General features: G+C 66.1%; 22 protein-coding genes. 8 read left to right on the plus strand and 14 right to left on the minus strand.

Annotated features, from left to right (window positions below):
* Positions 1 to 75 precede the first annotated feature (75 nt).
* The 8 genes from TBIF_RS12690 to TBIF_RS12725 form a co-directional block, all read right to left on the minus strand.
* On the minus strand, positions 76 to 1,641 hold the full coding sequence (locus TBIF_RS12690; protein WP_024795170.1) for a flotillin family protein: 1,566 nt from the start codon (positions 1,639 to 1,641) through the stop codon (positions 76 to 78).
* A gap of 39 nt (positions 1,642 to 1,680) precedes the next feature.
* Positions 1,681 to 2,202, minus strand: a complete 522-nt coding sequence (locus TBIF_RS12695) for a hypothetical protein (RefSeq protein ID WP_024795171.1) — start codon at positions 2,200 to 2,202, stop codon at positions 1,681 to 1,683.
* A 96-nt stretch (positions 2,203 to 2,298) separates the two neighbouring features.
* Positions 2,299 to 3,456, minus strand: a complete 1,158-nt coding sequence (menE, locus tag TBIF_RS12700) for an o-succinylbenzoate--CoA ligase (RefSeq protein WP_024795172.1) — start codon at positions 3,454 to 3,456, stop codon at positions 2,299 to 2,301.
* Positions 3,457 to 3,780 (minus strand): DUF3349 domain-containing protein, encoded by a 324-nt coding sequence (locus TBIF_RS12705; RefSeq protein ID WP_024795173.1) that lies wholly within the window; start codon positions 3,778 to 3,780, stop codon positions 3,457 to 3,459.
* Positions 3,777 to 4,079, minus strand: coding sequence for a DUF3349 domain-containing protein (locus TBIF_RS12710; protein WP_024795174.1), 303 nt, complete (start codon positions 4,077 to 4,079; stop codon positions 3,777 to 3,779). Before TBIF_RS12710 ends, TBIF_RS12705 begins: the two co-directional genes overlap by 4 nt.
* Positions 4,080 to 4,085: 6 nt before the next feature.
* A complete protein-coding gene (locus TBIF_RS12715) occupies positions 4,086 to 4,346 on the minus strand; it encodes a hypothetical protein (protein ID WP_024795175.1) in 261 nt (86 codons plus the stop codon).
* Positions 4,343 to 5,587, minus strand: a complete 1,245-nt coding sequence (locus TBIF_RS12720; RefSeq protein ID WP_024795176.1) for an inorganic phosphate transporter — start codon at positions 5,585 to 5,587, stop codon at positions 4,343 to 4,345. The genes TBIF_RS12715 and TBIF_RS12720 overlap by 4 nt, the downstream gene beginning before the upstream one ends.
* A 190-nt stretch (positions 5,588 to 5,777) precedes the next feature.
* Positions 5,778 to 6,650 (minus strand): LmeA family phospholipid-binding protein, encoded by an 873-nt coding sequence (locus TBIF_RS12725; protein ID WP_024795177.1) that lies wholly within the window; start codon positions 6,648 to 6,650, stop codon positions 5,778 to 5,780.
* Between the two features lie 513 nt (positions 6,651 to 7,163).
* Between TBIF_RS12725 and TBIF_RS12735 the strand changes: the two genes are divergently transcribed.
* Positions 7,164 to 7,655: a DUF732 domain-containing protein gene (locus TBIF_RS12735; RefSeq protein WP_024795178.1), complete on the plus strand. Its 492-nt coding sequence runs from the start codon at positions 7,164 to 7,166 to the stop codon at positions 7,653 to 7,655.
* A gap of 76 nt (positions 7,656 to 7,731) precedes the next feature.
* Here TBIF_RS12735 and TBIF_RS12740 read toward each other — a convergent pair whose 3' ends face one another.
* The gene (locus TBIF_RS12740; protein WP_207165168.1) at positions 7,732 to 8,631 is read right to left on the minus strand and encodes a 1,4-dihydroxy-2-naphthoyl-CoA synthase; all 900 of its coding nucleotides are present in this window, start codon (positions 8,629 to 8,631) and stop codon (positions 7,732 to 7,734) included.
* Positions 8,632 to 8,685: 54 nt separating this feature from the next.
* On the opposite strand from TBIF_RS12740, the gene TBIF_RS12745 reads away from it, so the two are divergent.
* Together TBIF_RS12745 and TBIF_RS12750 are read left to right on the plus strand one after the other, a co-directional pair.
* A complete protein-coding gene (locus TBIF_RS12745) occupies positions 8,686 to 9,333 on the plus strand; it encodes a PaaI family thioesterase (protein ID WP_038170971.1) in 648 nt (215 codons plus the stop codon).
* On the plus strand, positions 9,330 to 10,313 hold the full coding sequence (locus tag TBIF_RS12750) for an o-succinylbenzoate synthase (protein ID WP_024795181.1): 984 nt from the start codon (positions 9,330 to 9,332) through the stop codon (positions 10,311 to 10,313). Before TBIF_RS12745 ends, TBIF_RS12750 begins: the two co-directional genes overlap by 4 nt.
* Positions 10,314 to 10,336: 23 nt before the next feature.
* On the opposite strand, the gene TBIF_RS12755 is transcribed toward TBIF_RS12750, so the two are convergent.
* Positions 10,337 to 11,131, minus strand: coding sequence for an SDR family NAD(P)-dependent oxidoreductase (locus tag TBIF_RS12755; RefSeq protein WP_024795182.1), 795 nt, complete (start codon positions 11,129 to 11,131; stop codon positions 10,337 to 10,339).
* Positions 11,132 to 11,344: 213 nt separating this feature from the next.
* On the opposite strand from TBIF_RS12755, the gene TBIF_RS12760 reads away from it, so the two are divergent.
* Complete coding sequence (locus TBIF_RS12760; protein ID WP_235174707.1) at positions 11,345 to 11,851, plus strand: TetR/AcrR family transcriptional regulator; 507 nt, start codon at positions 11,345 to 11,347, stop codon at positions 11,849 to 11,851.
* Between the two features lie 103 nt (positions 11,852 to 11,954).
* Here TBIF_RS12760 and TBIF_RS23575 read toward each other — a convergent pair whose 3' ends face one another.
* The gene (locus TBIF_RS23575; RefSeq protein WP_235174709.1) at positions 11,955 to 12,980 is read right to left on the minus strand and encodes a TIGR03617 family F420-dependent LLM class oxidoreductase; all 1,026 of its coding nucleotides are present in this window, start codon (positions 12,978 to 12,980) and stop codon (positions 11,955 to 11,957) included.
* 536 nt (positions 12,981 to 13,516) lie between these two features.
* Between TBIF_RS23575 and TBIF_RS12770 the strand changes: the two genes are divergently transcribed.
* A complete protein-coding gene (locus TBIF_RS12770) occupies positions 13,517 to 14,299 on the plus strand; it encodes an enoyl-CoA hydratase (protein WP_024795184.1) in 783 nt (260 codons plus the stop codon).
* 279 nt (positions 14,300 to 14,578) lie between these two features.
* Here the strand turns inward: TBIF_RS12770 and TBIF_RS12775 are convergent, their stop codons facing one another.
* Positions 14,579 to 15,739 carry an acyl-CoA dehydrogenase family protein gene (locus tag TBIF_RS12775; protein WP_024795185.1) on the minus strand — a complete coding sequence of 387 codons (1,161 nt, stop codon included), beginning with the start codon at positions 15,737 to 15,739 and terminating at the stop codon, positions 14,579 to 14,581.
* Positions 15,736 to 16,935 carry an acyl-CoA dehydrogenase family protein gene (locus TBIF_RS12780; protein WP_024795186.1) on the minus strand — a complete coding sequence of 400 codons (1,200 nt, stop codon included), beginning with the start codon at positions 16,933 to 16,935 and terminating at the stop codon, positions 15,736 to 15,738. The genes TBIF_RS12775 and TBIF_RS12780 overlap by 4 nt, the downstream gene beginning before the upstream one ends.
* A gap of 775 nt (positions 16,936 to 17,710) precedes the next feature.
* On the opposite strand from TBIF_RS12780, the gene TBIF_RS12785 reads away from it, so the two are divergent.
* The 3 genes from TBIF_RS12785 (at position 17,711) to TBIF_RS12795 (ending at position 20,068) form a co-directional block, all read left to right on the plus strand.
* Positions 17,711 to 18,931, plus strand: coding sequence for an amidohydrolase family protein (locus tag TBIF_RS12785; protein WP_024795187.1), 1,221 nt, complete (start codon positions 17,711 to 17,713; stop codon positions 18,929 to 18,931).
* 36 nt (positions 18,932 to 18,967) lie between these two features.
* The gene (locus TBIF_RS12790; RefSeq protein WP_024795188.1) at positions 18,968 to 19,186 is read left to right on the plus strand and encodes a hypothetical protein; all 219 of its coding nucleotides are present in this window, start codon (positions 18,968 to 18,970) and stop codon (positions 19,184 to 19,186) included.
* Between the two features lie 93 nt (positions 19,187 to 19,279).
* On the plus strand, positions 19,280 to 20,068 hold the full coding sequence (locus tag TBIF_RS12795) for an SDR family NAD(P)-dependent oxidoreductase (RefSeq protein ID WP_024795189.1): 789 nt from the start codon (positions 19,280 to 19,282) through the stop codon (positions 20,066 to 20,068).
* 23 nt (positions 20,069 to 20,091) lie between these two features.
* Here TBIF_RS12795 and TBIF_RS12800 read toward each other — a convergent pair whose 3' ends face one another.
* Entirely contained in the window at positions 20,092 to 20,733 is a 642-nt protein-coding gene (locus TBIF_RS12800; RefSeq protein ID WP_024795190.1) for a cysteine hydrolase family protein, read from the minus strand.
* Positions 20,734 to 20,875: the final 142 nt, after the last annotated feature.

Consider the following 20,875-nt stretch of genomic DNA (forward strand, 5'->3'; position numbering starts at 1 on the left):
ACGGCCCCAGAGACGACTTGCGCGTGCCGGCCCTCGTGGGGACGACACGCGCAAGTGGAGGTGGAGCGGGTGGAGTTACCTGCCGGCGGGAGCCTGGCCGTCATGGACGTGGCCGTCGAGCGGTGCCGGTGCGGCCGCGGCGCGGGTGCCGAGGCCGTTGAGCAGCCCGGTGACGTCGACGCCCGAGGACTCCAGGGTCTCGATCACGCCGGCGATGACCTGGGGGCTGATCCCCAGGATGGAACCGATCGAGCCCTTGGCACCGTCCGCGCCGCCGATGATGGAGATCCTGTCGATGTCCCCGATCGGCTTGGCCGCCGCCGAGGTGGCCTCGACCAGCGCGGCGAGCACGGCCGGCAGGTTCTGCAGCTGCGCGGCCTGTGGGGTGAACGCGTTGAACGCCTCGGCTATCTGCATCTTGCCGTCGGCCTCCGCCTCGAGCTCCGCGCGCAGCGCGTCGGCGGCGGCTTTGCGGGCGTCCGCCTCGGCGGCGCCGACCTCGCGCTTGCCCACGGCCTCGGCCTGGAGCTTGGCGCGCAGGCCGTCGGCTTCTGCCTCGAGCTCCGCGCGGCGTGCGTCGGCGGCGTCCTTGCGGGCGTCGGCCTCGGCGAGACCAGCCTGTTGCTTACCGGCGGCGTCGGCCTCAGCGTGCAGGATCGCGGACTGGCGGGCGCCCTCGGCGCGGGCGATGGCGGCCTGGCGCTCGGCCTCGGCGGGCGCGATCACATCGGCCTGCAGAGCCGCTTGGGACTGCTCGGCGCGCTTGCGCTCGACCTCGGTTCGGGCCTCCACGCGGGCGGCCTCGGCCTGCTCGCGGGCGATGCCGACGGCCTTTTCCGCGGTGGCCTCGGCCAGCGGGCCGGCCTGGTCGGCCTCGGCGTTCTCAGCCTCGGTCTGCGCGCGCATCCGGGCCAGCTCGACGTCGCGCTTCTGGTTGGCGGACGCGATCTCGGTGTCGGCGCGGGCCTGGGCGATCGAGCCCTCCTGGCGGGCCAGGGCGGAGCGGATCTGCGAGTCGCGCTCGGCCTCGGCGGTGCCAATCTCGGCGTCGCGCTTGACCTCGGCGATGCGGCGCTGGCCAAGTGACTCGAGGTAGCCGTTCTTGTCGGAGATGCCCGCGATCTTGAGGACATCGACTTCCATGCCGATGCGGGCGAGGTCGCTACCGGCCTCGTCGATCACGTTGCGCGCCAGGGTGTCTCGGTTGGAGTTGAGGTCCTCCACAGTCATGGTGGCGGTGATCCCACGCAGCGAGCCGGAGAGGATCTCGTTGATCTGCACGCGCAGCTGGTCCAGGTCGGAGGTCAGGAAGCGCTGGACCGCCGTCTGCACGGCCTCCTCTGCGGAGCCGATGCGGACCAGGCCCACGGCCTCGACATCGACCGGGACGCCGTCGTTGGACAGCGCGTTGAGCAGGTTGATGTTCACGTTGAACGGCTCGAGGGACATGAAGTCCACTCGCTCGAGGCCGGGGATCTTGAGCCGCGCCCCGCCGCGGACCACCTTGGTCTTGCCGCGGCCAGTGAACACGGCCACTAGGTTCGGCGGCACCTTGACGTAGTTTGCGACATAGATCGCCGGTAGGGCGACGAGAACTACGATCAACGCCGCGATCACAATCAGAATCGTGGTGGTGGACAAGGTGATCCCTTCGTAAGTCGGTTCGGGAAGTTTGGGAAGTTACAGGGGCGTGATAGCGACGACGTGCACCACGTCGGCATCGACGTCGGCGATGTAGACCTCTTGGCCGATCGTGATGCCCGCAGGCTCGGCGGTGACGGCCTTGGCGGCGGTAAGCGCGCCGTCCTCGTCGAGGAAGGTGACCTCGCCCCAGCCATCGGCGGGGATCGCGACCCGGACCTGGCCGGTGCGCCCGATATAGGCCGTCCGGCTGGCGTGAGAGTTGCTCTGCTGGCGCGCCATCCAGGGCAGGAGTAGCCCTCGAAACACGAAGAGCAGGCTGGCGGCGGGCGCGATGGCCAGCAGCGCGACGATAGGATGCGGCAGGTCGCTGGCCGCGGCGAGCACCAGGCCCGACGCGCCCCAGCCGAAGAGCAGGGTGGACGCGGACGTGACGCTGAGCAGCCCGCCGAGAGGCCCGTCCGCGTCGCTGATCTCCAACTCGCCGAAGACCGCGGTGCCGATGAGCACCGCTAGGCCCACCACGAACGTGATCAGAAATAGCGCAGCGAAAATGCCCATGTGGTGGCCCCCGGTCTTAGTTGCAGTGGGCCACCGTCCCCTAGGTGCCCGCGGCGGCAGCCTATCAACGACGGAGCGGCACCGCTTGCCGACCAGCTAGTGGCGGAACCGCGCGGCCAGCGCGCGCCGGTCCACCTTGCCGGGCCCGCGCAGCGGCAGCGCGTCCACGACGAACAACGCGCGCGGGGCGGCGGTGGCGGGCAGCGTTGCCGCGAGCCCCGCGCGCAGCCCCGCGAGGTCGAGCTCGGAGCCGGGGGAGAGCACGACGGCCGCGACGACGCGCTGGCCGAGCTTGGCGTCGGGCAGCGCGAACACTGCGCACTCCCGAACCTCGGGCAGCCGCGACATCGCTGTCTCGACAACCTGTGGCACCACCGTCAGCCCGCCGGTGGTGATGGCCTCGTCGAGCCGGCCGACGACCGTGAGGACCCCGCCGTCGAGGATCCCGGCATCATCGGTGCGGAGCCAGCCGGGCTCCGCGAAGGCGGGGTGTCCCGGGGCGTTCCGATAGCCCTTGGCCAGGACTGCGCCGCCGAGGAGAATGCGTCCGTCCGCGGGGTCCAGTCGCAGGTCGACGCCGTCGAGTGGGACGCCGTCGTACACGCAGCCCCCACATGTCTCGCTCATCCCGTAGGTACGGATCAGGCGCAGGCCAGCGGCGGTGGCGCGATCGAACAGCGGCACGGGGGTGGCGGCGCCGCCGAGCAAGATGGCGTCGAACTCCCGCAACGCGGCCACGGCGTCAGGTGCGTCGAGTGCCTTCACGAGCTGGGTCGGCACCAGTGAGGTGTAGCGGCGCTGGGCGCCGGACATGCGGTCCACGGCGGCCGGTAGCAGCAGCGGGTCGAATCCGGCGGACACGTCGAGAATCACGGGCTCCGTGCCGGCGACGATGGAGCGCACCAGCACCTGCATGCCGGCGATGTGGTGGGCTGCGAGGGGCAGCAACCAGGAGCCGGGGCCACCGAGGCGGTGATGGGTGGCATGCGCGCCGGCGAGCAGGGCCGCGCCAGTGAGCTGCGCGCCCTTTGGGGTGCCCGTCGTGCCGGAGGTCGCGACGACCAGGGCGATATCGGGGTCGATGGGGGAGTCCGGACCTAACGCGTCGCGCAGCCGGGCGGTCTCCAGCGGATCATCCGCGGGGACGGGGAGCCACGCGGGGCCGTTCCCGGCGAGGCCGTCGGCGAGCCGCGGCAGGAGTCCCGCGATGGCGTCCCCGGAGGGCACCGGCAGCAGGCGGAGTTGGCGGTCCAACTATCCGCGCTGGTTGCGGGTGTCCTGCTGGACCTCCGCGATGGGCCAGCCGCCCTCGACCAGGTGCGCGCGGACGCGATTGATGTCTCGCTCGGCGGGCATCTCGTTAGTGACCTTGGTGATCAGCACGGCGATGTCGGCCTTGGCGATCGGCAGGTCGCCGTCGCTGATCAACCGGTCGGTGATCTGCTCCACCTCGTCGTGGCTGAGTCGGCGCTCTAGCAGCGCCAGCAGCGGCTGGTAGTCCTGCTCCGGCACGCCCTCTGGGTAGCCGGTGCGCAGCCAGTCGACGATGGAGCTAATGAATGTGGGGGGAAAACTCACTGCTCTGCCCTCGTCGGCTCGGCTAGCGGCCAGCCCCCCGCGGCGAGTCGTACGGTGACGCGCTTGACATCGTCGTCGAGCGGCATCTCGCGGGTGAGCAGGATGATGGTGTCCTCGATCTCGGCGACCTCGATCGGGGTGTCGACGTCCTCGATGAGCGCGTCGACGACCTCGCGGATCTCCTGGTCCGTCAGCTTGCGCTGGAGGACGGCGAGGAGCGGGAAGTAGTCCTTTGGCGGGACGCCCTCGGGATAGCCGCTGTGCAGCCAACCGATGACCGTGCTGATGAGTGGGTGCATGGGTGGTTAGTGGCCACCGTTGACGACGATCAGGACGATGCCTGCGGCGACGACACCGACGACCACGGCGAAGCACGAGTAGGCGACTGCCATGCGGGCGACGGTGGGCCTGGCCGTGGTGGTCTCGCCATACTCGTCCACGCCGAGCGCGCCGCCGTACATCGAGCGCAGGCCGATCGCGAACAGGGCGGGCAGTCCGGCGCCGAGCAGCAGCCCGACGGCGATGACCTGCCACAGCGAATTGGCGGTACTGCCGATGAGGTTCATCGACCGGCTCCTTCAGTGCTCGGGGCGGTGGGGGTCTCGAGCATGGCCGGCTCGGCGGATGCGGGGATCGAGGGGGCTGCGGCGGCCCTGGGCTTGTTCTTGCCCTTGCTCTCGGCCGCGGTCCACTCCTCGGTCACGTTGTCGGCGGTGACAGCCTGCTTGCGGGAATGCGTCCACATCCAGCCAGCGGCGGCGACAAGGATTGCGAACACCACGACGATGCCCTGCCAGTCGCCGATCGAGTGGGCCAGGGCCCAGCAGAGCGCGCCCATGAGGCCGGCGGCGGGGAGGGTGACGACCCAGGCGATGGCCATGCGGCCCGCAACGGACCAGCGGACCTCGGCGCCCTTGCGGCCGAGGCCGGTGCCCATGATCGAGCCGGTCGCGACGTGCGTGGTGGACAGCGGCAGACCCAGGTGGCTGGAAGTGAGGATGATCGCGGCGGACGCGGAGTCCGCGGCGAAGCCCTGTGGGGAGTCGATCTCGACGAGGCCCTTGCCCATCGTGCGGATGATGCGCCAGCCGCCGAAGTAGGTGCCAGCGGCGATCGCGATGGCGCAGGCGGCCTTGACCCAGAATGGCATCTTGTCGTCTTGGTCGATCTCGTTCGTCGCGACGAGCGCCAGGAAGATCACGCCCATCGTCTTCTGCGCGTCGTTGGTGCCGTGCGCCAGGGAGATCAGGGAGGCGGTGCCGATCTGGCCCCAGCGGAAGCCGCGGGCGCGCTTCTCCGTGGGGACGGAGCTCGTCAACTTGTAAATCAGGCGGGTGCCGACAGTCGATACCAGGCCGGCGATCACGGGCGCCATCAGGGCGGGGAGCACGACGCGCCACAGCACGCCGCTCCACTCGACGCCGGACATGCCCATATACGCCAGGGCCGCGCCGATCAGACCGCCGAAGAGGGCATGCGAGGAGCTGGACGGCAGGCCGAACAGCCAGGTCAACAGGTTCCAGAGGATGCCGCCGACGAGACCGGCGAACACCACATACAGGAGGTCCGTGCCATTGACCGCGCCGAGGTTGACGATGCCCTTTGCCACAGTCGCGGCAACGGCCACCGACAGGAAGGCTCCGACCAAGTTGAGCACCGCCGACAACGCGACGGCGGTCTTCGGCTTCAAGGCGCCGGTCGCGATGGACGGGGCCATCGCATTTCCGGTGTCATGGAACCCATTGGTGAAGTCAAAGGCTAAAGCAGTGACGATCACGATTCCGAGAACGAGCAACTCTGCATCCACAGTGGAGAGTCTGGGATGCGCGCAGCGAAATGTCGAACATGGAATGGCGGTTGACCTGCATGTTCTGCAATGGGTCAAGCAAAGTTCATCTGCCGTTCACCTTGCGGGTGCCTGCTAGTCGGTTTTGCGAGAGTAAAGGAGACCTACACCACCCCGGTGAATGGCTGGAGGCGCGCCGGTGAAGCGGCGGTTAAAGGATGCGGACGGCTGCGCGAACAAGAGTCAACAGCTCGGTGACCGGCACGGTGGAGATCCGGCCCTCGGCCTGTTCGCTCAGCCCCCGCAGCCGCAGCTGGCCGCCGTCGGTCTCTAAGCCCACTAGGCGCATTTTCCACGGCAGGGGTGGCACTTCGATCACTTGTCGCTTGAACCACCGGCGCAGCCCCACCGTGAGCGAGGCGATGTGGAGCGAGGAGGGGGTCAGCGCGATGTTGCCGTCCTCGTCGACCTCAGCCTCCACGACCACATGGCCGAGGCGCTGCAGCCGGCTCCACGAGGCCCGCAGCACGCCGTCGGGCCCGATGTCCACGGTGAGGTCGGGCTGCTGCTCGAGGATCAGCGCGCGCAGCTCGCGGGCGGACACGGTCACACCCACGTCGATCGTGCCGAACACCAGGGCCGGCGTGAGGGAGGTGCGCAGGCGGATGTCGTGGCAGTCGACGGAGAGGTGGTCGACATTGATCGTGCGGCTGCCGGACTGCCACACCAGGTCCGCCGCCGTCATCTTGATGCTGGCGAACTGGCCGCGGGCCAGGCCCAGCGAGTTCACATCGGTTACCAGGGTCTTGGGCGTCATGGAGACCGTGGCGGTGTCGTTGGTGACGGCCATGCTGATCCGCTTGTCCAGGAATTGCTCCGCGATGGAACTCATCACCGATTGCAGCACCTGGGCCGGGGTCAGCGGGACGGAGCTCGCCAGCGCGAGAGGCCTGGTCAGCGAGGTGCCGACCTCGCTGTAGAGCAGGGCCTTGCCGATGCCCCAGCCGAGCCCCACGCCTGTGTCGACGATGCGCTCGAGTCCCCGGATGTGGCGCTGCCAGCCGATATCAAACGGATCAAGCACGTCGCATCGCTCCGGAGGGGTTGGTGGGCCCGTGGTCCCGGGCGTTGGTCGACTCGAGCCAAGCCTACGGCGCGGGGCGCGGATCGTGGCGCGTGCGTGTGCGACGGGGCGTCGTGGCCTGTTTGCGCCGGTCAATCATTAGTGGGCGGGGCTAGGATGGGCTTCCGGCAGCAAGTCTGGACTCGCATCGTCGGCCGGGTTCGGTATTTCGGCATGAGGAGTGGGTGGCATGAATGTATTCGCGGAACTGGCCCTGGTAACCGTCGTGTACTGGATCGGCGGTTGGGATAACTTGACGCAGACGATTGGCGGCTTCATCGCGGGTGTCTAACCCAAGGAAATAGAACGGTTGTCCAGCTATGTTGACCTGGCTGGGCGGCGTATTTCTGGCCCGATTGGCGCGGTGTCGAACTACCGAGTGATTTATTGAGCGTCCTATTGAGCGACCAGTAGGTCTAGCCCGGAGACTGTTACCGTTCACCCTCGAGTTGTCTACTATCCTGGGAGTTCGGCATGAAAAAGTTGGCATATTTGCTGGTTATCGGCTCGGCGCTGCTGGTCGCGGGCTGTGGGGGCAAGGCTGAGGTAGCCCCGGCGACCCAGACGCCGAGCGCGACCGAGACCACCTCGGCCGCCGGGACGACCGAGGCCGCCGAGACCACAGCGTCGGACGCCGACACCGGGATGCCCCGGGAGACCGACATCAACCTGGACGAGGGTCTCGATCCCGCGCAGGTGGCCGCCATGACGGATGCGGAGCGGGAGTCGAACTTCCTGGCCGTGCTCGACCAGCAGGCGATCTACGTCGGCCACGACGACACCCAGCTGGAGGTCGCTCGGCAGACGTGCGCCCAGCTGGACACCATGGCTGTGGGCGACGACATCGTCCCCTACGGCCTGCAGCTGGTGGATAAGAACGGGCTCACCGAATATGACGCCGGCAAGTTCATCGGGCTCTCCACTGTGTTCTTCTGCCCGGAGAACATGGAGATCTTGGGCTACTGACCCGGCCGCAGAACTGACGGCGATGCCCGCCCGGCGGTCCACATGGACCAGCGGGCGGGCATCTCCGTCTCCAGCTCTAGAAGTACCAGGGGTAGGGCGTCCAGTCGGGATCGCGCTTCTCCAGGAACGAGTCGCGGCCCTCGACGGCCTCGTCGGTCAGGTACGCCAGGCGGGTGGCCTCGCCGGCGAACAGCTGCTGTCCCACCAGGCCGTCGTCCATCAGGTTGAACGCGTACTTGAGCATGCGCTGCGCCTGCGGCGACTTGCCGAGGATGTCCGCGGCCCACTCGAGGGCAACGTCCTCGAGCTTGTCGTGGTCGACGACCTCGTTCACCGCGCCCATGCGATGCATGTCCTCGGCCGTATAGGTGCTGCCGCGGAAGAAGATCTCGCGGGCGAATTTCTGGCCGACCTGCTTGGCCAGGTACGCGCTGCCGTAGCCGCCGTCGAAGCTGCCGACGTCGGCATCGGTCTGCTTGAAGCGGGCGTGCTCGCGGCTGGCGAGAGTCAGGTCGCACACCACGTGCAGGCTGTGGCCGCCGCCAGCCGCCCAGCCGTTGACCAGCGCGATCACCGGCTTCGGCATGAAGCGGATGAGGCGCTGGACCTCGAGGATGTGCAGGCGCCCGGAGCGCGCGGGGTCCACGGACGCTGCCGTGTCGCCGTCCGCGTACTGGTAGCCGCTGCGGCCACGGATGCGCTGGTCGCCGCCGGAGCAGAACGCCCAGCCGCCGTCCTTCTCACTCGGCCCATTGCCGGTGATGAGCACGACGCCCACGTCGGAGCTCATGCGGGCGTGGTCCAGCGCGGAGTACAGCTCGTCGACAGTGTGCGGACGGAAGGCGTTGCGCACCTCGGGTCGGTTGAATGCGACGCGGACCGTGCCCTGGGTGCGGTGGCGGTGATAGGTGATATCCGTCAGCGACTCGAAGCCGGGGACGGTTTGCCAGAGTTCTGCGTTGAAGGTCACAGACATCAGGATAGGACGAATGGGTACCGGGGTCTGCCAGGCACACCGGCGCCGGTTAGCGTGCAGGGTGTGGACGATGCGCAAGAGGTAGTAGAGGCACAGGAGAAGCGCCACGGCGGCTTCCGGAAGTTCAGCGCGGCCCTGGCGGACGGCGGCCCACACTACGGCCGGTTCATCGAGGCCATGCGGGACTTGCAGGACCTCGCGGTCTCCGCGGCGCCGGAGCCTGAGCTCTTCGAGGAAGCCGCGATCAAGGCCGAGGAGCTCGTCGCCCTGCTCAAGCCGTACGAGTCGGATGAGGGCAAGTCCCCGTCCAACCGCTCCATCGGGCTGCCGGGGCGCGGCAGCCTGCTGATGCTGCCGTGGACAGTCACCGGCTACGAGTCCGGCCGACTCACCGCGAAGGGCGTGTTCCGCCGCTTCCACCTGGGCGGCAACGGCGCGGCTCACGGCGGCACGCTGCCGCTGCTGTTCGACGACCTCTTCGGCATGATCACGCACATGGAGGGCCAGACCGTCTCGCGCACCGGCTACTTGAAGGTGGACTACCGGGCGATCACCCCGCTGAACACCGAGCTGACCGCCGAGGCCACCGTCGACAAGAAGGACGGGCGCAAGACCTATGTCTCCGCCCGGCTATTCCACGGGGAGACGCTCCTCGCGGAGTCCGACGCCCTCATGATCGAGCTGCTGCCCTGGCAGCCATGACCTCGATGGCGATCCCGCCCTTTGCGGAGCTGCGCGCCGCCGCGACGGTGGTATCGCTGCCGATGCGGGTGCGCTTTCGCGGCATCACCGCCCGCGAGGTGCTGCTGCTGCGTGGCCCGGCGGGCTGGGGCGAGTTCTCGCCGTTCCCGGAGTACGACGACGCGGAGTCGGCGCATTGGCTGGCCTCCGCGATCGAGGCCGCCTGGCTGCCGGCGCCCCCGCCGCTGCGCGCGACGGTCCCGGTGAACGCGACGGTCCCGGCGGTGCCCGCCGCCCAGGTGCCCGAGATCCTCGCCCGGTTCCCCGGCGCGCGCACCGCCAAGGTGAAGGTGGCCGAGAGGGGGCAGACCCTGGCCGACGACATCGCCCGGGTCGACGCCGTCCGCGCGCTGGTCCCCGCCGTGCGGGTGGATGCCAACGGCGGCTGGACGGTGGCCGAGGCCGAGGTCGCGCTGCGCCGGCTCACCGCCGACGGGCCCCTGGAATACGCCGAGCAGCCGTGCGCCTCGGTCCCGGAATTGGTGGAGCTGCGTAGAAGGATGCGTGGATCGGTGCTTATCGCCGCGGATGAGAGCATTCGGCGCGCTGAAGACCCGCTCACAGTGGTGCGGGCAGGCGGCGCGGACATCGCGGTGGTCAAGGTCGCCCCGCTCGGCGGCCCGCGCAGGCTGCTTAGCGTGGCCCAGCAGTTGGGCGTGCCGGTCGTGGTCTCCAGTGCCCTGGACTCCACCGTCGGCATCGGCACCGGTTTGGCGACGGCGGCCGCGCTGCCGGGACTGGCCCACGCGTGCGGGCTGGGCACCGGCGGCTTCTTCCTCGAAGACGTGGCCGAGCCGCGGCGGATGGTCGACGGGGAGCTGTCCATCGAGGCACAGGCGCCGGAGCCGGATCGGGTCGCGGGGCTGGCCGCGCAGGCTGAGCGCCAGGCCTGGTGGCTGGAGCGGCTGGCCCGCTGCCACGCGGAGCTCAGCCGAAGCTAGCCGCGCGTCTGCCCAGGCAGTTCCTACGGAATGCCGCCGTCTGACCGGACGATAGTGCCCGACGTGTAACTCGAGGCATCGCTGGCGAGGAACAGCGCCGCGCCCACAATCTCGGGCGGGTTGCCGACGCGCTTGAGGTGAAGCCGCTCGGCCATCTTGTTGGTGTGCTCCATATCCCAGGACGCCGCGATGTCGGTGAGGTACTGGCCCGGCATCAAGGTGTTGACGCGGACCTCGGGACCCAGCAGGTCCGCGTAGCCCTCGGTCATGGCGTTGAGGCCGTTCTTGGCTGCGGCGTAGGGGATGATCGAGCCCATCGGGCGGAGCGAGCCGGTGCTGCTGACGTTGATGACGCTGCCCGAGCCCCGCTCTTTCATGCGGCTCCCAACGAGCGCCGTGAGTCGGAACGGGCCTTTGAGGTTGAGGTTCAGCACGCTGTCGTACATCTTTTCGGTCACGTCGGTCACCTTGTCGTACAACGGAGACATGCCGGCGTTGTTGACGAGCACGTCGATGTGCCCGAAGCGCGCATACGCCGCGTCGACGAGGCCCCCGATCTCGTCCCATCGACCCATGTGACAGCCGTAGGCCAAGGCCTCGCGACCGGTGGTCTCGGTGATCTCGCGAGCCACGGCCTCGCAGTTCTCGAGGTTGCGGCTGGCCACCACGACGTTCGCGCCGGCCCGCGCGAAGGCTAGGCACATCTCCTTGCCCATGCCGCGACTGCCGCCGGTGACGAGAGCCACCTTGCCCTCGAGGCTGAACAGATCGAATGGCGAGGGCGCGCCTGTTCGCGCTGGGGAGGTTGCTGCGTCCATACTGGCAGTCATAATTCTCCTAGAATCAGAATGAGGTTACTCATGATACGAAACGATACATCAGATTTTGGGTACTCGGGAGTCTCGTCGCGAGCGGCGCAGGCGGCCGAGCGTAGGACGGCGCGTCAGCGCAAGGTTGCGGAGGACGAGATTGATCGACTACTTGGGATTACCCTGGAGTTGATCGAGTCGTCAGCTCCCGCAATGCCCTCAGTGTCTGAGATCGTTGCCGCCGCGGGGATCTCAAACCAGACTTTGTACCGGTCGTTTCCCAGCAAGGACGACCTGATGCTGGCGGTGCTCGAGCAGGGCGTGTTTCGGGTCGCCGAGGCCGTCGCGGAGCGGATGGCGCGCACGACGGATCCCCAGCAGCAAGTGGTCGAATGGGTGCGGGGTGTCCTGCGGCAAGTCAGCCATGGCGACGCGGCGAAGACGAGCCGGTCGGTGTTGGGGCATCTGGGCCGGGCGGGTGTCTCGAACGGGAAGGGCGGCCAGGCAGAGTTGCTGGCGCCTATCGCGGACCTGCTCCTCGGCCCACTCGCGGAATTGGGCGAAGGGCGTACTGAGAGCGTGGACTGTATTTCCGACTTGGTGTTCGGAGCCATGCGGCGGTATCTCTGGAGCGGGGTGGGGCCCGAACGTCTTGAGGTCGACCGGGTTAGCGGATTTGTCCTCGGCGGATTGGGGTTGACGGCGTCGGAGGGTGGCGCGCACGCCTGATTCCCCATCGGACCTGGGCGGTGCTGGCCTCAATGCCCACCGGGCGCCTCGCCAGGCTTAGGACCACAGGCCAGTGCATGCCGGGCCGGGAGGTTGCTGATGCTCACTGCCCATCCGGCTGGGACAGTATCGGCTGCCAGCTCTCGAGGCTGCTCATTGTCTGCGCGGCAACACTGATGCGATCGGACAGCGGTCCCCATCGACGCCTGAGTTCTAGCGCCGCGTCTGCCATCGAACCGACGACGGCGAATTCGGCGAGAATATCGTCGCCAATCAGCGCGGCCATGGTGTCCCATCGCCCCGATTTGGATAGTTCGTTCAGCTCCTCGTGCAAGCCGACCCACCCGTGTAACTCGAACACTCCGCGGTAGGCGGGCGTGGACCCGTAGAACGCAATCTGACCTCTCACATGCTGGATTGCGGCGGCGATCTCGTCCTCCGACGTACCGGTCGCGAGCATCGGGGTGACGCCAATCATCAGATCTTCGCGAGATCGACCCGACGCTGCGAGGCCCTCTTCGACGCTCGGCAAGATGACGTCTGTCAGGTACTTCTCGGTCACGAACGAATGCACTTGGAACCCGTCAGCCACCTCGCCTGCGACTCTCGACATACCGGCGCCCACGCCGGCGATCATGACCGGAGGTCGTCCGAACGGATTGGGTCCAGGATCGAACATCGGTGTCATTAGCGTGTGTGAATAGAATTCGCCCTCGAATTTCAGCTGCGAGCCATTCTCCCACGCATCCCAAATCGCGTGTAGAGCCTGCACATATTCGCGCATCCTGGCCGCGGGTCGAGACCACGGCATGCCGAATCGTCGAGTGACGTGAGCCTTGACTTGACTGCCCAATCCGAGTTGGAGCCGTCCGCCGGCAAGCGCCTGCACATCGTTGGCTGCTGTGGCGGTCACCATCGGACTACGCGCGAACGCCACAAGAATGCTGGTCGCCAGTCGAATTTCGGTGGTGCTTTGTGTCGCGGCGGCGAGAAGCACTAGCGGGTCATGGTTGGTCTCGCCCAAGCACAATGCGTCGAAACCTACCGCTTCGGCGCGTCCTGCAATGGTGGCCACCTTCCCCATGCCGGGGTCGACGAGAACATCGAACGAGGAGCTCTTCGCAACCACAGGCCTTTACCCCAATTCTGACAAAATGATAATCGCTATGCGATAAGTGTCGAGCTACTTCCTTGAAATCAGTAGACCAGATACAGTTCGATCTGTCTACATGATCCGCAAGCTGAGAGCACCCATGCCGAATGGTGGGCAATCCTGTTCGGCGCGCCTCCAAGTTTGCACCACGGTCCGATTACTGGATTGCGTCAGCAGCCTGGGCCGCGGGCGGAGTCCTCGATTCCGGCACCGGAACTGATGGAAGGAGTCTATGTCTGACAGTCGCTGATCCACGAGGATTTGGAGGCGATCTTAATGTGTTCGAATAAATGCTTAAAGTATCGGCAATGGTATGGCCGGGTTCGCGCAGGCGCACGCTGGATTGGACAGGGCTCCGACGGATGTACATGCACAACCCCGGGTTGGTTTGACTCGTTGCGTTCGGCGACAGCTGAGCCTCTACGCGCACGCCAAGTGGGCGGCCCCAGCCGTGGTTCGACGCAGGTCTCCTACTGGACAAATTTCCCCGCTATGAAAGTAGACACATCGTCATGAATGACTCGAAAGACGCACTGGTGATCGTCGAGCAACGAGGCCAGGCAAGACTACTGACTCTCAATCGGCCACATGTCCGTAATGCGCTCAGCAAGGCGCTGAGCGATGCGCTGATCGACGAACTGCATTCGGCGGATCGTGATATTGGCACTCGGGTCATCCTGCTGGCTGGAGCAGGCGGCGCCTTCTGCTCGGGAGTCGATCTGAGGGATCTTGCCGAGCACGGATTCGACGGTGGAGATTCCGGCGGCGAAAATTGCATCACGCACCTTGCTGCGGTGAAAACGCCGGTCATCGGGCTTGTGTCCGGGCCGGCCGTGACCGGCGGGTTTGAACTGGCACTGGCGTGCGATTTCCTACTTGCGGCCCCCGACGCGCGATTCGCGGACACCCACAGCCGAGTGGGAATCGTCCCTGGTGGCGGCATGACAGCGCGGCTGAGCGAAGCTGTTGGGGTCCGGCGCGCGCGCCAGATGAGCTCCACCGGTTCATATCTGGATGCAGCTACCGCACTGGCATGGGGTCTGGTCAACGAGATCGTGCCGGCTTCGGAGTTGCATGAGCGTGGTTGGGCGATCGCGGAATCCATCATGGTGGCCGACGCGCGAACCCTGGCCGCAGTCTGGAGCCTCTATGACGCGATATCTGCCGAGGGCACAACCGCGGGGGTCGACCGCGAATCGGTGATCAACCGGGGATGGAGTATCGCGGCGAACGAGGTGGCGACCCGCGCGAAGAGCGTGGTCGAACACGGACACAGAGAGTCTGGGGACTATTAGAATGTGGGGTGAGGGCAACTTCTAGAGATGCGAATGTGGTCGTGAGAATCACGGATGGATCCTTCGGCGGCAAGGCTGGTGTGCCCAGCATATTCGCCGCGGGGAGGATTCGACCGTGATTCTCTATGATGCCACGACGGCTGTCGAGTAGATTCGCTGGACCACCGATAATATCCAGGTTTAACAACGTGGCGCTGGAAAATATGATGGGCGTTGAAGTGAGCAGATCCACCCACCGCAAATGAATCTTCGGTTGAATATATTCCATTTCTTGTGAAGCTATGGGGCGGGCAGGCCCACTAGATCGCCTAGAGCATTGTAGTGCTCTTCCTCGCTGCCAAGAATTACGGTAGATGTGAATGCCCGTTTGAGGTAGAAGTGCACCGGGTGTTCCCACGTGAACCCAATCCCCCCATGCATCTGAAGGCACTCCTCGACGCCAATTAAAGCCGCGTTTGCGCAGTAGGATTTTGCCAAGGAGGCTGCGACACGGCTGTCACCAGAATCGGCGGCAAGCATCGCCGCGGCATACTGTGCGGCTGCCCGCGCCTGTTGATTATCGATCCATAGTTGGGCTGCTCGGTGTCGTAACGATTGATAGGAGCCTATCGGCCTGCCGAACTGATGGCGAATTGTCAAATACCTTTGCGCAGTCCCGAGTGCCCAATCCCCGACGCCGACCTGCTCGGACGCCACCATGGCAGTGCCGATTCTCAGGGCGTCTTCGACTGCGTGGACGGCGCTTGGCCCGATGATCAAAACATCGGACGGCGTGCTGTCAAAGTGGATATCGAACACTGGACGCGTGATGTCCATGCTTACCGGCGCGGTCACCGAGATGCCCGGGCTACTGCGTTCGACGAGCGTGACCACATGGGTTCCGTCCACAATTGCCGGGACTACCAGCATTGCCGCGCAGTCGGCCGCGAGCACACTTGTCACCGTGCCGGTCAGGGCAATACGCTGATCATTGTTTGCACGCCGGCCGGGAAGCGCCGCGGGGTGGGACCGTGGGCCGCTGGTCGCCGGCACGACCAAAGTGGCTATCTCCCCGTCGGACAGTCGACGCAGCGCGGCACCGCCTGGTCCTGACGTCGCAAGCTGGCCTGTTTCAAGTCCACTCGTCAGGGCAGCGGTGGCAAGCACTGCGCTCGCGAGATAGGGAATCGGCGCGAGTGCCCGACCTAGTTCGTCCATCACGACGGCGACCTCGCGGACCGAGGCGCCCGCGCCGCCGAACTGGCCAGGGATGAGAAGCCCTGCAAGTCCCATGTCGCGGGCCACGGTCATCCACAGGGCGCTGTCGTATCCCGTGCCCTCATGCGCCAGTGCCAGCAGATGCGCAGTCGTCGAATGTGAGTCCAGCATCCGGCGTAGGGCTGACCGAAGTTCGTCTTGGGTGGCGTCGTAGAGGAGGGAAGGGACCGTGGAAGTGCTCATTTGGGAATGTCCTGCCAGGCGAGTGCTAGGTCGATTTTCGGTTCACGTGGAAGATTCAGCACCCGATCGGCGATCTGGCCGAGAAGGATCTCTGTGGTACCCCCCTCGATGGAGTTCGGACGAGCCCGCAAATAGTGGAATGTCTCCGGGCGGTCTCGCGGATGTTCAGGGGCACTTCCCATCGACCACGCGTCGTACCTCAGAGCGTCCTGCGGGCTCAAGCGCGCGAGCAACTTTGTGACTTGCTGGTTGTTCCGTGCCATGGTCACTTTGGCTCCCGAGCCTTCGAGTCCGGGCTCGCGCATGGCGGCGAGCTGTCGGCTTCGTTCGTTCGTTAGCCGCGCAACTTCGACCTCGACCCAGATTCGCATCAACTCGATGTGGGAACCGGGCGTGCGCACGTCCGGGCGTGAGCGCCACAAACTGGTGAGCCGACCGACATGGCCTTCCTCCCGAGGCGCTGGCTTACCGCCAATGGCAGTTCGTTCGTTCATGAGAGTTGTGCGGGCCACGGCCCAGCCGTCACCGACTGCGCTGATGCGCATGGCGTCCGGTATGCGCACGTCGGTGAGGAACACCTCATTGAAATCGGCCTCGCCGGTGGCCTGTCGTAGGGGTTTCACCTCGACACCGGGGGTGTGCATGTCGAGGATGAAATACGTCAGCCCTTGGTGTTTCGGCTGGGCAGGGTCCGTACGTGCCAGCAACATCGCCCATCGAGAGAGGTGTGCGAGCGATGTCCACACCTTCTGGCCGTTCACAATCCAGTCGTCGCCATCGCGCACAGCCTTGGTGGACACGTTTGCGAGATCTGAGCCCGCACCGGGCTCGCTGAACAACTGGCACCAGATTTCCTCAGCCGTCCACAACGGGCGTAGAACGCGGCGTCTCAAATCTTCTGGTGCGTGGTGCACGACGGTTGGTGCTCCCATCCCAAGTCCGACAGGATTGCGCATGTTGTCCGCAGGCTCCGCGCCAGCACCGGAGAGCATCGATTCGACTAGGCCCTGCAGAGAGCGTGGTGCGCCTAGGCCGCCTGAGCCGATCGGAAAATGTATCCAGGCGAGGCCAGCATCGAACCGGCGGCCGAGAAACTCGCGCTCGGACAGCCCTCTCGGCGCGTTGGTCTTCAGGAAATTCTCTACCACTGTGAGCACGTCCGACTCAGTGGTCGGGGGACCTGCGGCCGACGTCATACAAGTGCTCCTAGGGTGGGTGCGGCGACTTCCTGGTGGAAGGAGTTGCGACTGGAATCGGAGCCGACATCGTGTTCAGCCCCCGGCCCGTCCACGGCCCCTGCTGGGGTTGCGATGGGAGGCTCTTGGGTCTCCGGCGCGCCCACCCGCTTGCGGGGGCTCTCGTCCCAGATGCCAAGTCCCATGTTGTCGAGCCTCCGAGCCTGATGTGACAATACCGCCAGATTGGGTTCACTGTACATACTTTTGCTGGCTCCGCGGCTCGAATGATCGTTAAGATCTAGTCGTATCGGCGATTCCGGAGAAGATCGGCCACCTTATTTCCGCCCAGCCGGATGGGCGAATGGGGCCTCATGCGATCGTCAACTCCGCCTGGCCTGTAGTTCGGTGCCGGTGGCCGCCGGGTCGAGGTCCGCCGGCGTGCAGATCCAGAGGGCTCCTCGGGTGATCGGCCTGGTCTCCCGCATGTGGGGACGGCTATGGGGGCCCATTTTCGCTGGCCGAGCGCTGGGCGGCTTTCGGGTTGGGCGTGCGGGTTTGGGCGTGGGGGGCAAACTGAGAACGATCTGTCGACGCGGCCCGGCCTCGGTGGACGGGTGTGGCGCAACCGTGGCCTTGGCGGCAGGTCTGTTGACGGTCGGGGGGAGGTTGAACCTACTCTGCCTGGCCGGCCCCTTGACGTTTGTGATTGCCATCACTAGCGTACAGAGTGTCAGAACACATCTGAGTGGGTGCGAATACCGAGTGCCCTGTCTAGCCGTCAGTAGGAGTTGCCGTGCCGCTTCAGGACCATATGCATTTGATCTCCGTGGATGACCACTTGATCGAGCCGCCAAACGTGTGGACCGATCGATTGCCGAGGAAGTTCCAAGAACAGGGCCCTCGCATCGTCGAGATGGACATGAGCCAGAACTCGGGCGACGAAGGCCTGTCGGCGCTGCTGCTCGAGACGGCGCGTCAAGGCAAGGCCGCGCCCGCCGCGCCGAAGCTGGCGGAGGTGTGGACCTACGAGGGTCGGATCTACCCCAACATTGGGCTCAACGCGGTGGCCGGCAAGAAGCCCCAGGAATACGGGATGGACCCCACGCGCTACTCCGACATGCTGCCGGGCTGTTACGACCCGGTCGCCCGCCTTGCCGACATGGACCTCGACGGGGTCGAGGCGACGATGTCTTTCCCCTCGTTCCCTAGGTTTGCCGGAACTGTGTTCCTGGAGGGCAAGGACAAGGAGCTCGCGCTGCTTTCGGTCAAGGCGTGGAACGACTTCCACCTGGACGAGTGGGCGGCGGCGGCGCCGGACCGCTTCATCCCGCAGATCATCCTGCCGCTGTGGGATCCACAGGAATCGGCGAAGGAAATCTACCGCTGCGCGGCCAAGGGCGCCCGGGCGATCTCCTTCCCGGAGAACACCGTGGGCCTGGGTCTGCCCTCGTTCTACACCGACCACTGGGATCCGGTCTTCCGCGCCGCGGAGGAGACGAAGATGCCGCTGAATATGCACTTCGGCTCGTCGGGCAAGGCCCCGATGACCTCTCCCGAGGCGCCGATGGCTGTGATGATCGCGCTGTTCGGCACCAACTCCATGTACGCGACGACGGATCTGCTGTTCTCGCCGGTGTTCTACAAGTTCCCGGACCTCAAGGTGGCGATGTCCGAGGGCGGCATCGGCTGGATGCCGTACCTGCTCGAGCGGATCGACCTCACGTGGGAGAAGCATCGCTGGTACCAGAACGTGAACAAGGAGATCCGTCCCTCGGATATCTTCCGCAAGAATATTTTCGGGTGCTTCATCGACGACTTCGAGGGTGTGGCCCGGCGGCACCAGATCGGGATCGAGAACATCATGTGGGAGGGCGACTACCCGCACTCGGACTCCAACTGGCCGAATAGCCGCCAGTACACGGAGAAGCTGTTGCAGGAGGTTCCGGATGCCGAGGCGCACCAGATCGTGGAGCTCAACGCCCGCAGGCTCTACAACTTCCCGCGCGCCAACTGAGCCGACGACGAGCATAGAAGGGGCTTGGGGCGAATCATGGCAGAAGAGCAGGATATCGCGGCCGCGGACTGGACCGATCAGGACCTGCTGACGCGCGAGTTGGCGGCGGAGCGGCTCGTAGAGGAGATGGCGAAGCTGCGGGTGCGTAAGAGCGAGCTCGAGGCCTTGCCCGGCGACGACCCCGGCACCGCATCGTCGTTGGCCTTGGTCAGCCGACGGCTTACCGCGATGGAGAACGTGCACAAGACGCTCTGACACCAGGGGTGTGTCCACCGATTCGGTGGCCACACCCCTGTGCTTTGTGGAAATGGTTGATGGCAACGAGTTTGACGACGTTGAGGAGTCGATATGGGAACAAGGCTAGACGGCAAGGTTGTGCTGATCTCTGGATCCACCCGAGGCATCGGGCGGTCGATGGCCGAGCACTTCGCGTCGGAGGGCGCGAAGGTCGCGGTGACCGGGCGCACGGTCGACCGTGGCGAGAAGGTGGTCGCCCGCATTCGGGAGGTCGGCGGGGAGGCGGAGTTCTTCCCCCTGGACGTCACCTCGGAGGACAGCGTCAGGGACGTGGTCGCCGCGACCGTGGCCCGCTTCGGGGCGCTCACCACCCTGGTGAACAACGCCGCGCCGACGGAGGCGGTGGCCACCACGATCAAGCCGATCCACGAATACTCCAATGCGGAGTGGCAGCGGATCATGACAGGCACGGTCACCGGCAACGTGTTCTGGGCCTCGAAGTACGCCTGGCCCCATCTGGTCGCGGCGGAGGGCGCATCAATACTGAATATCTCCTCGGGCCAGTCGCTTTCGGGCTTCAAGGGATTCGGCGCCTATGGCGCCGCCAAGTCCGCCGTCAACAGCCTCACCCGGTCCCTGGCGGTAGAGGGCAGCGCCGACGGGATCCGCGCGAACTGCATCCTGGTGGGCCGGGTGGTTGCGGGCCGAGGCGACTCCGGCCACCACACAGGCGGGGGGCGGCTGACGCGCATCGGCAACCCCATGGACATCGCCCACGCGGCGACCTGGCTGGTCTCGGACGAGGCGGCCTTCGCCACCGGATCGATGGTCACTGTCGATGGCGGGTTCTCGATCAACGGCGACGCGGTGCAGGATGCGGAGGCATCGGCGCCTAGCTGAGCTAGCCCGCTGAGCGCGAGACGCTACGGCGTCGCGTACCCCGGCAGCCGGCCGACGACGTCGGCGGCCGGGGTCACCCGGGTGAGGATGCCCAAGAGGTTCGCGACCATGAACTCGTGCGCCTCGGCGGACGAGCCGGCGGTGCAGTCCTCGGCGAGTACGACGTCGTAGCCGCGGTTGACGGCGTCCAGCGCCAGTCCGGGCAGGGCCACGTTGGTGGACACCCCTGCCAGGACGACGGTCTGGACCCGCTGCAGGCGCAGGAGTGCGTCGAGGTCTGTGCCGTAGAACGCGGTGAGGCCGGTCGCGCGACGGCTGACCACATCGGAGGGCTCCGGTCCGAGCTCGGCGGGGATTTCCACATCGGTGGTGCCGACGGTCATCCGGTGATGACGCAGGGCCATGGTGCCCAGGTACGAGTTGGGGAGCATGCCCTTTTGGTCTTCCCGATGCTCGATGACGCAGTGGAATACGGGCAGGCCTCTGGCCCGGAAGGCGCGGGCCAGCTCGGCGGTGCGCGTCACGACGTCGCGGGCGGCGACCTGCTCGGCGAGCCCGGGGGAGACGGTCCGCTCTGCCTCGAGGATGCCCCGCTGGCACTCGCTGATGATCAGCGCAGGCGCCACGTAGTGGGAGTGGGAGCTGGCCGGTGCGGCTGTGGACATGGTGTTTCCAATCTGCCGGTCCCACGCTCCTCAAAAGTGACGCTATGTCCGATTGGGAGAGTGAGCTTTGTGAAGTCTCTCGTAACCTAGCAGGTCAAGATGGTTGTAAAATAGTGACACGAATGCCAGAATCGGTCTAACA

Origin of the sequence: Tomitella biformata AHU 1821, assembly GCF_000524475.1 — a bacterium.
In the GTDB taxonomy this organism is placed as follows: Bacteria; Actinomycetota; Actinomycetes; order Mycobacteriales; family Mycobacteriaceae; genus Tomitella; species Tomitella biformata.

What these genes read in the sequence shown, in the direction of transcription:
- TBIF_RS12780 (WP_024795186.1), bottom strand. Translation starts at nt 16,935, where the DNA reads ATGACGTCGGCCGCAGGTCCCCCGACCACTGAGTCGGACGTGCTCACA.
- TBIF_RS12775 (WP_024795185.1), bottom strand. Translation starts at nt 15,739, where the DNA reads ATGAGCACTTCCACGGTCCCTTCCCTCCTCTACGACGCCACCCAAGAC.
- TBIF_RS12755 (WP_024795182.1), bottom strand. Translation starts at nt 11,131, where the DNA reads ATGGACGCAGCAACCTCCCCAGCGCGAACAGGCGCGCCCTCGCCATTC.
- TBIF_RS12770 (WP_024795184.1), top strand. Translation starts at nt 13,517, where the DNA reads ATGAATGACTCGAAAGACGCACTGGTGATCGTCGAGCAACGAGGCCAG.
- TBIF_RS12750 (WP_024795181.1), top strand. Translation starts at nt 9,330, where the DNA reads ATGACCTCGATGGCGATCCCGCCCTTTGCGGAGCTGCGCGCCGCCGCG.
- TBIF_RS12795 (WP_024795189.1), top strand. Translation starts at nt 19,280, where the DNA reads ATGGGAACAAGGCTAGACGGCAAGGTTGTGCTGATCTCTGGATCCACC.
- TBIF_RS12735 (WP_024795178.1), top strand. Translation starts at nt 7,164, where the DNA reads ATGAAAAAGTTGGCATATTTGCTGGTTATCGGCTCGGCGCTGCTGGTC.
- TBIF_RS12740 (WP_207165168.1), bottom strand. Translation starts at nt 8,631, where the DNA reads ATGTCTGTGACCTTCAACGCAGAACTCTGGCAAACCGTCCCCGGCTTC.
- TBIF_RS12715 (WP_024795175.1), bottom strand. Translation starts at nt 4,346, where the DNA reads ATGAACCTCATCGGCAGTACCGCCAATTCGCTGTGGCAGGTCATCGCC.
- TBIF_RS12695 (WP_024795171.1), bottom strand. Translation starts at nt 2,202, where the DNA reads ATGGGCATTTTCGCTGCGCTATTTCTGATCACGTTCGTGGTGGGCCTA.
- TBIF_RS12710 (WP_024795174.1), bottom strand. Translation starts at nt 4,079, where the DNA reads ATGCACCCACTCATCAGCACGGTCATCGGTTGGCTGCACAGCGGCTAT.
- TBIF_RS12790 (WP_024795188.1), top strand. Translation starts at nt 18,968, where the DNA reads ATGGCAGAAGAGCAGGATATCGCGGCCGCGGACTGGACCGATCAGGAC.
- TBIF_RS12800 (WP_024795190.1), bottom strand. Translation starts at nt 20,733, where the DNA reads ATGTCCACAGCCGCACCGGCCAGCTCCCACTCCCACTACGTGGCGCCT.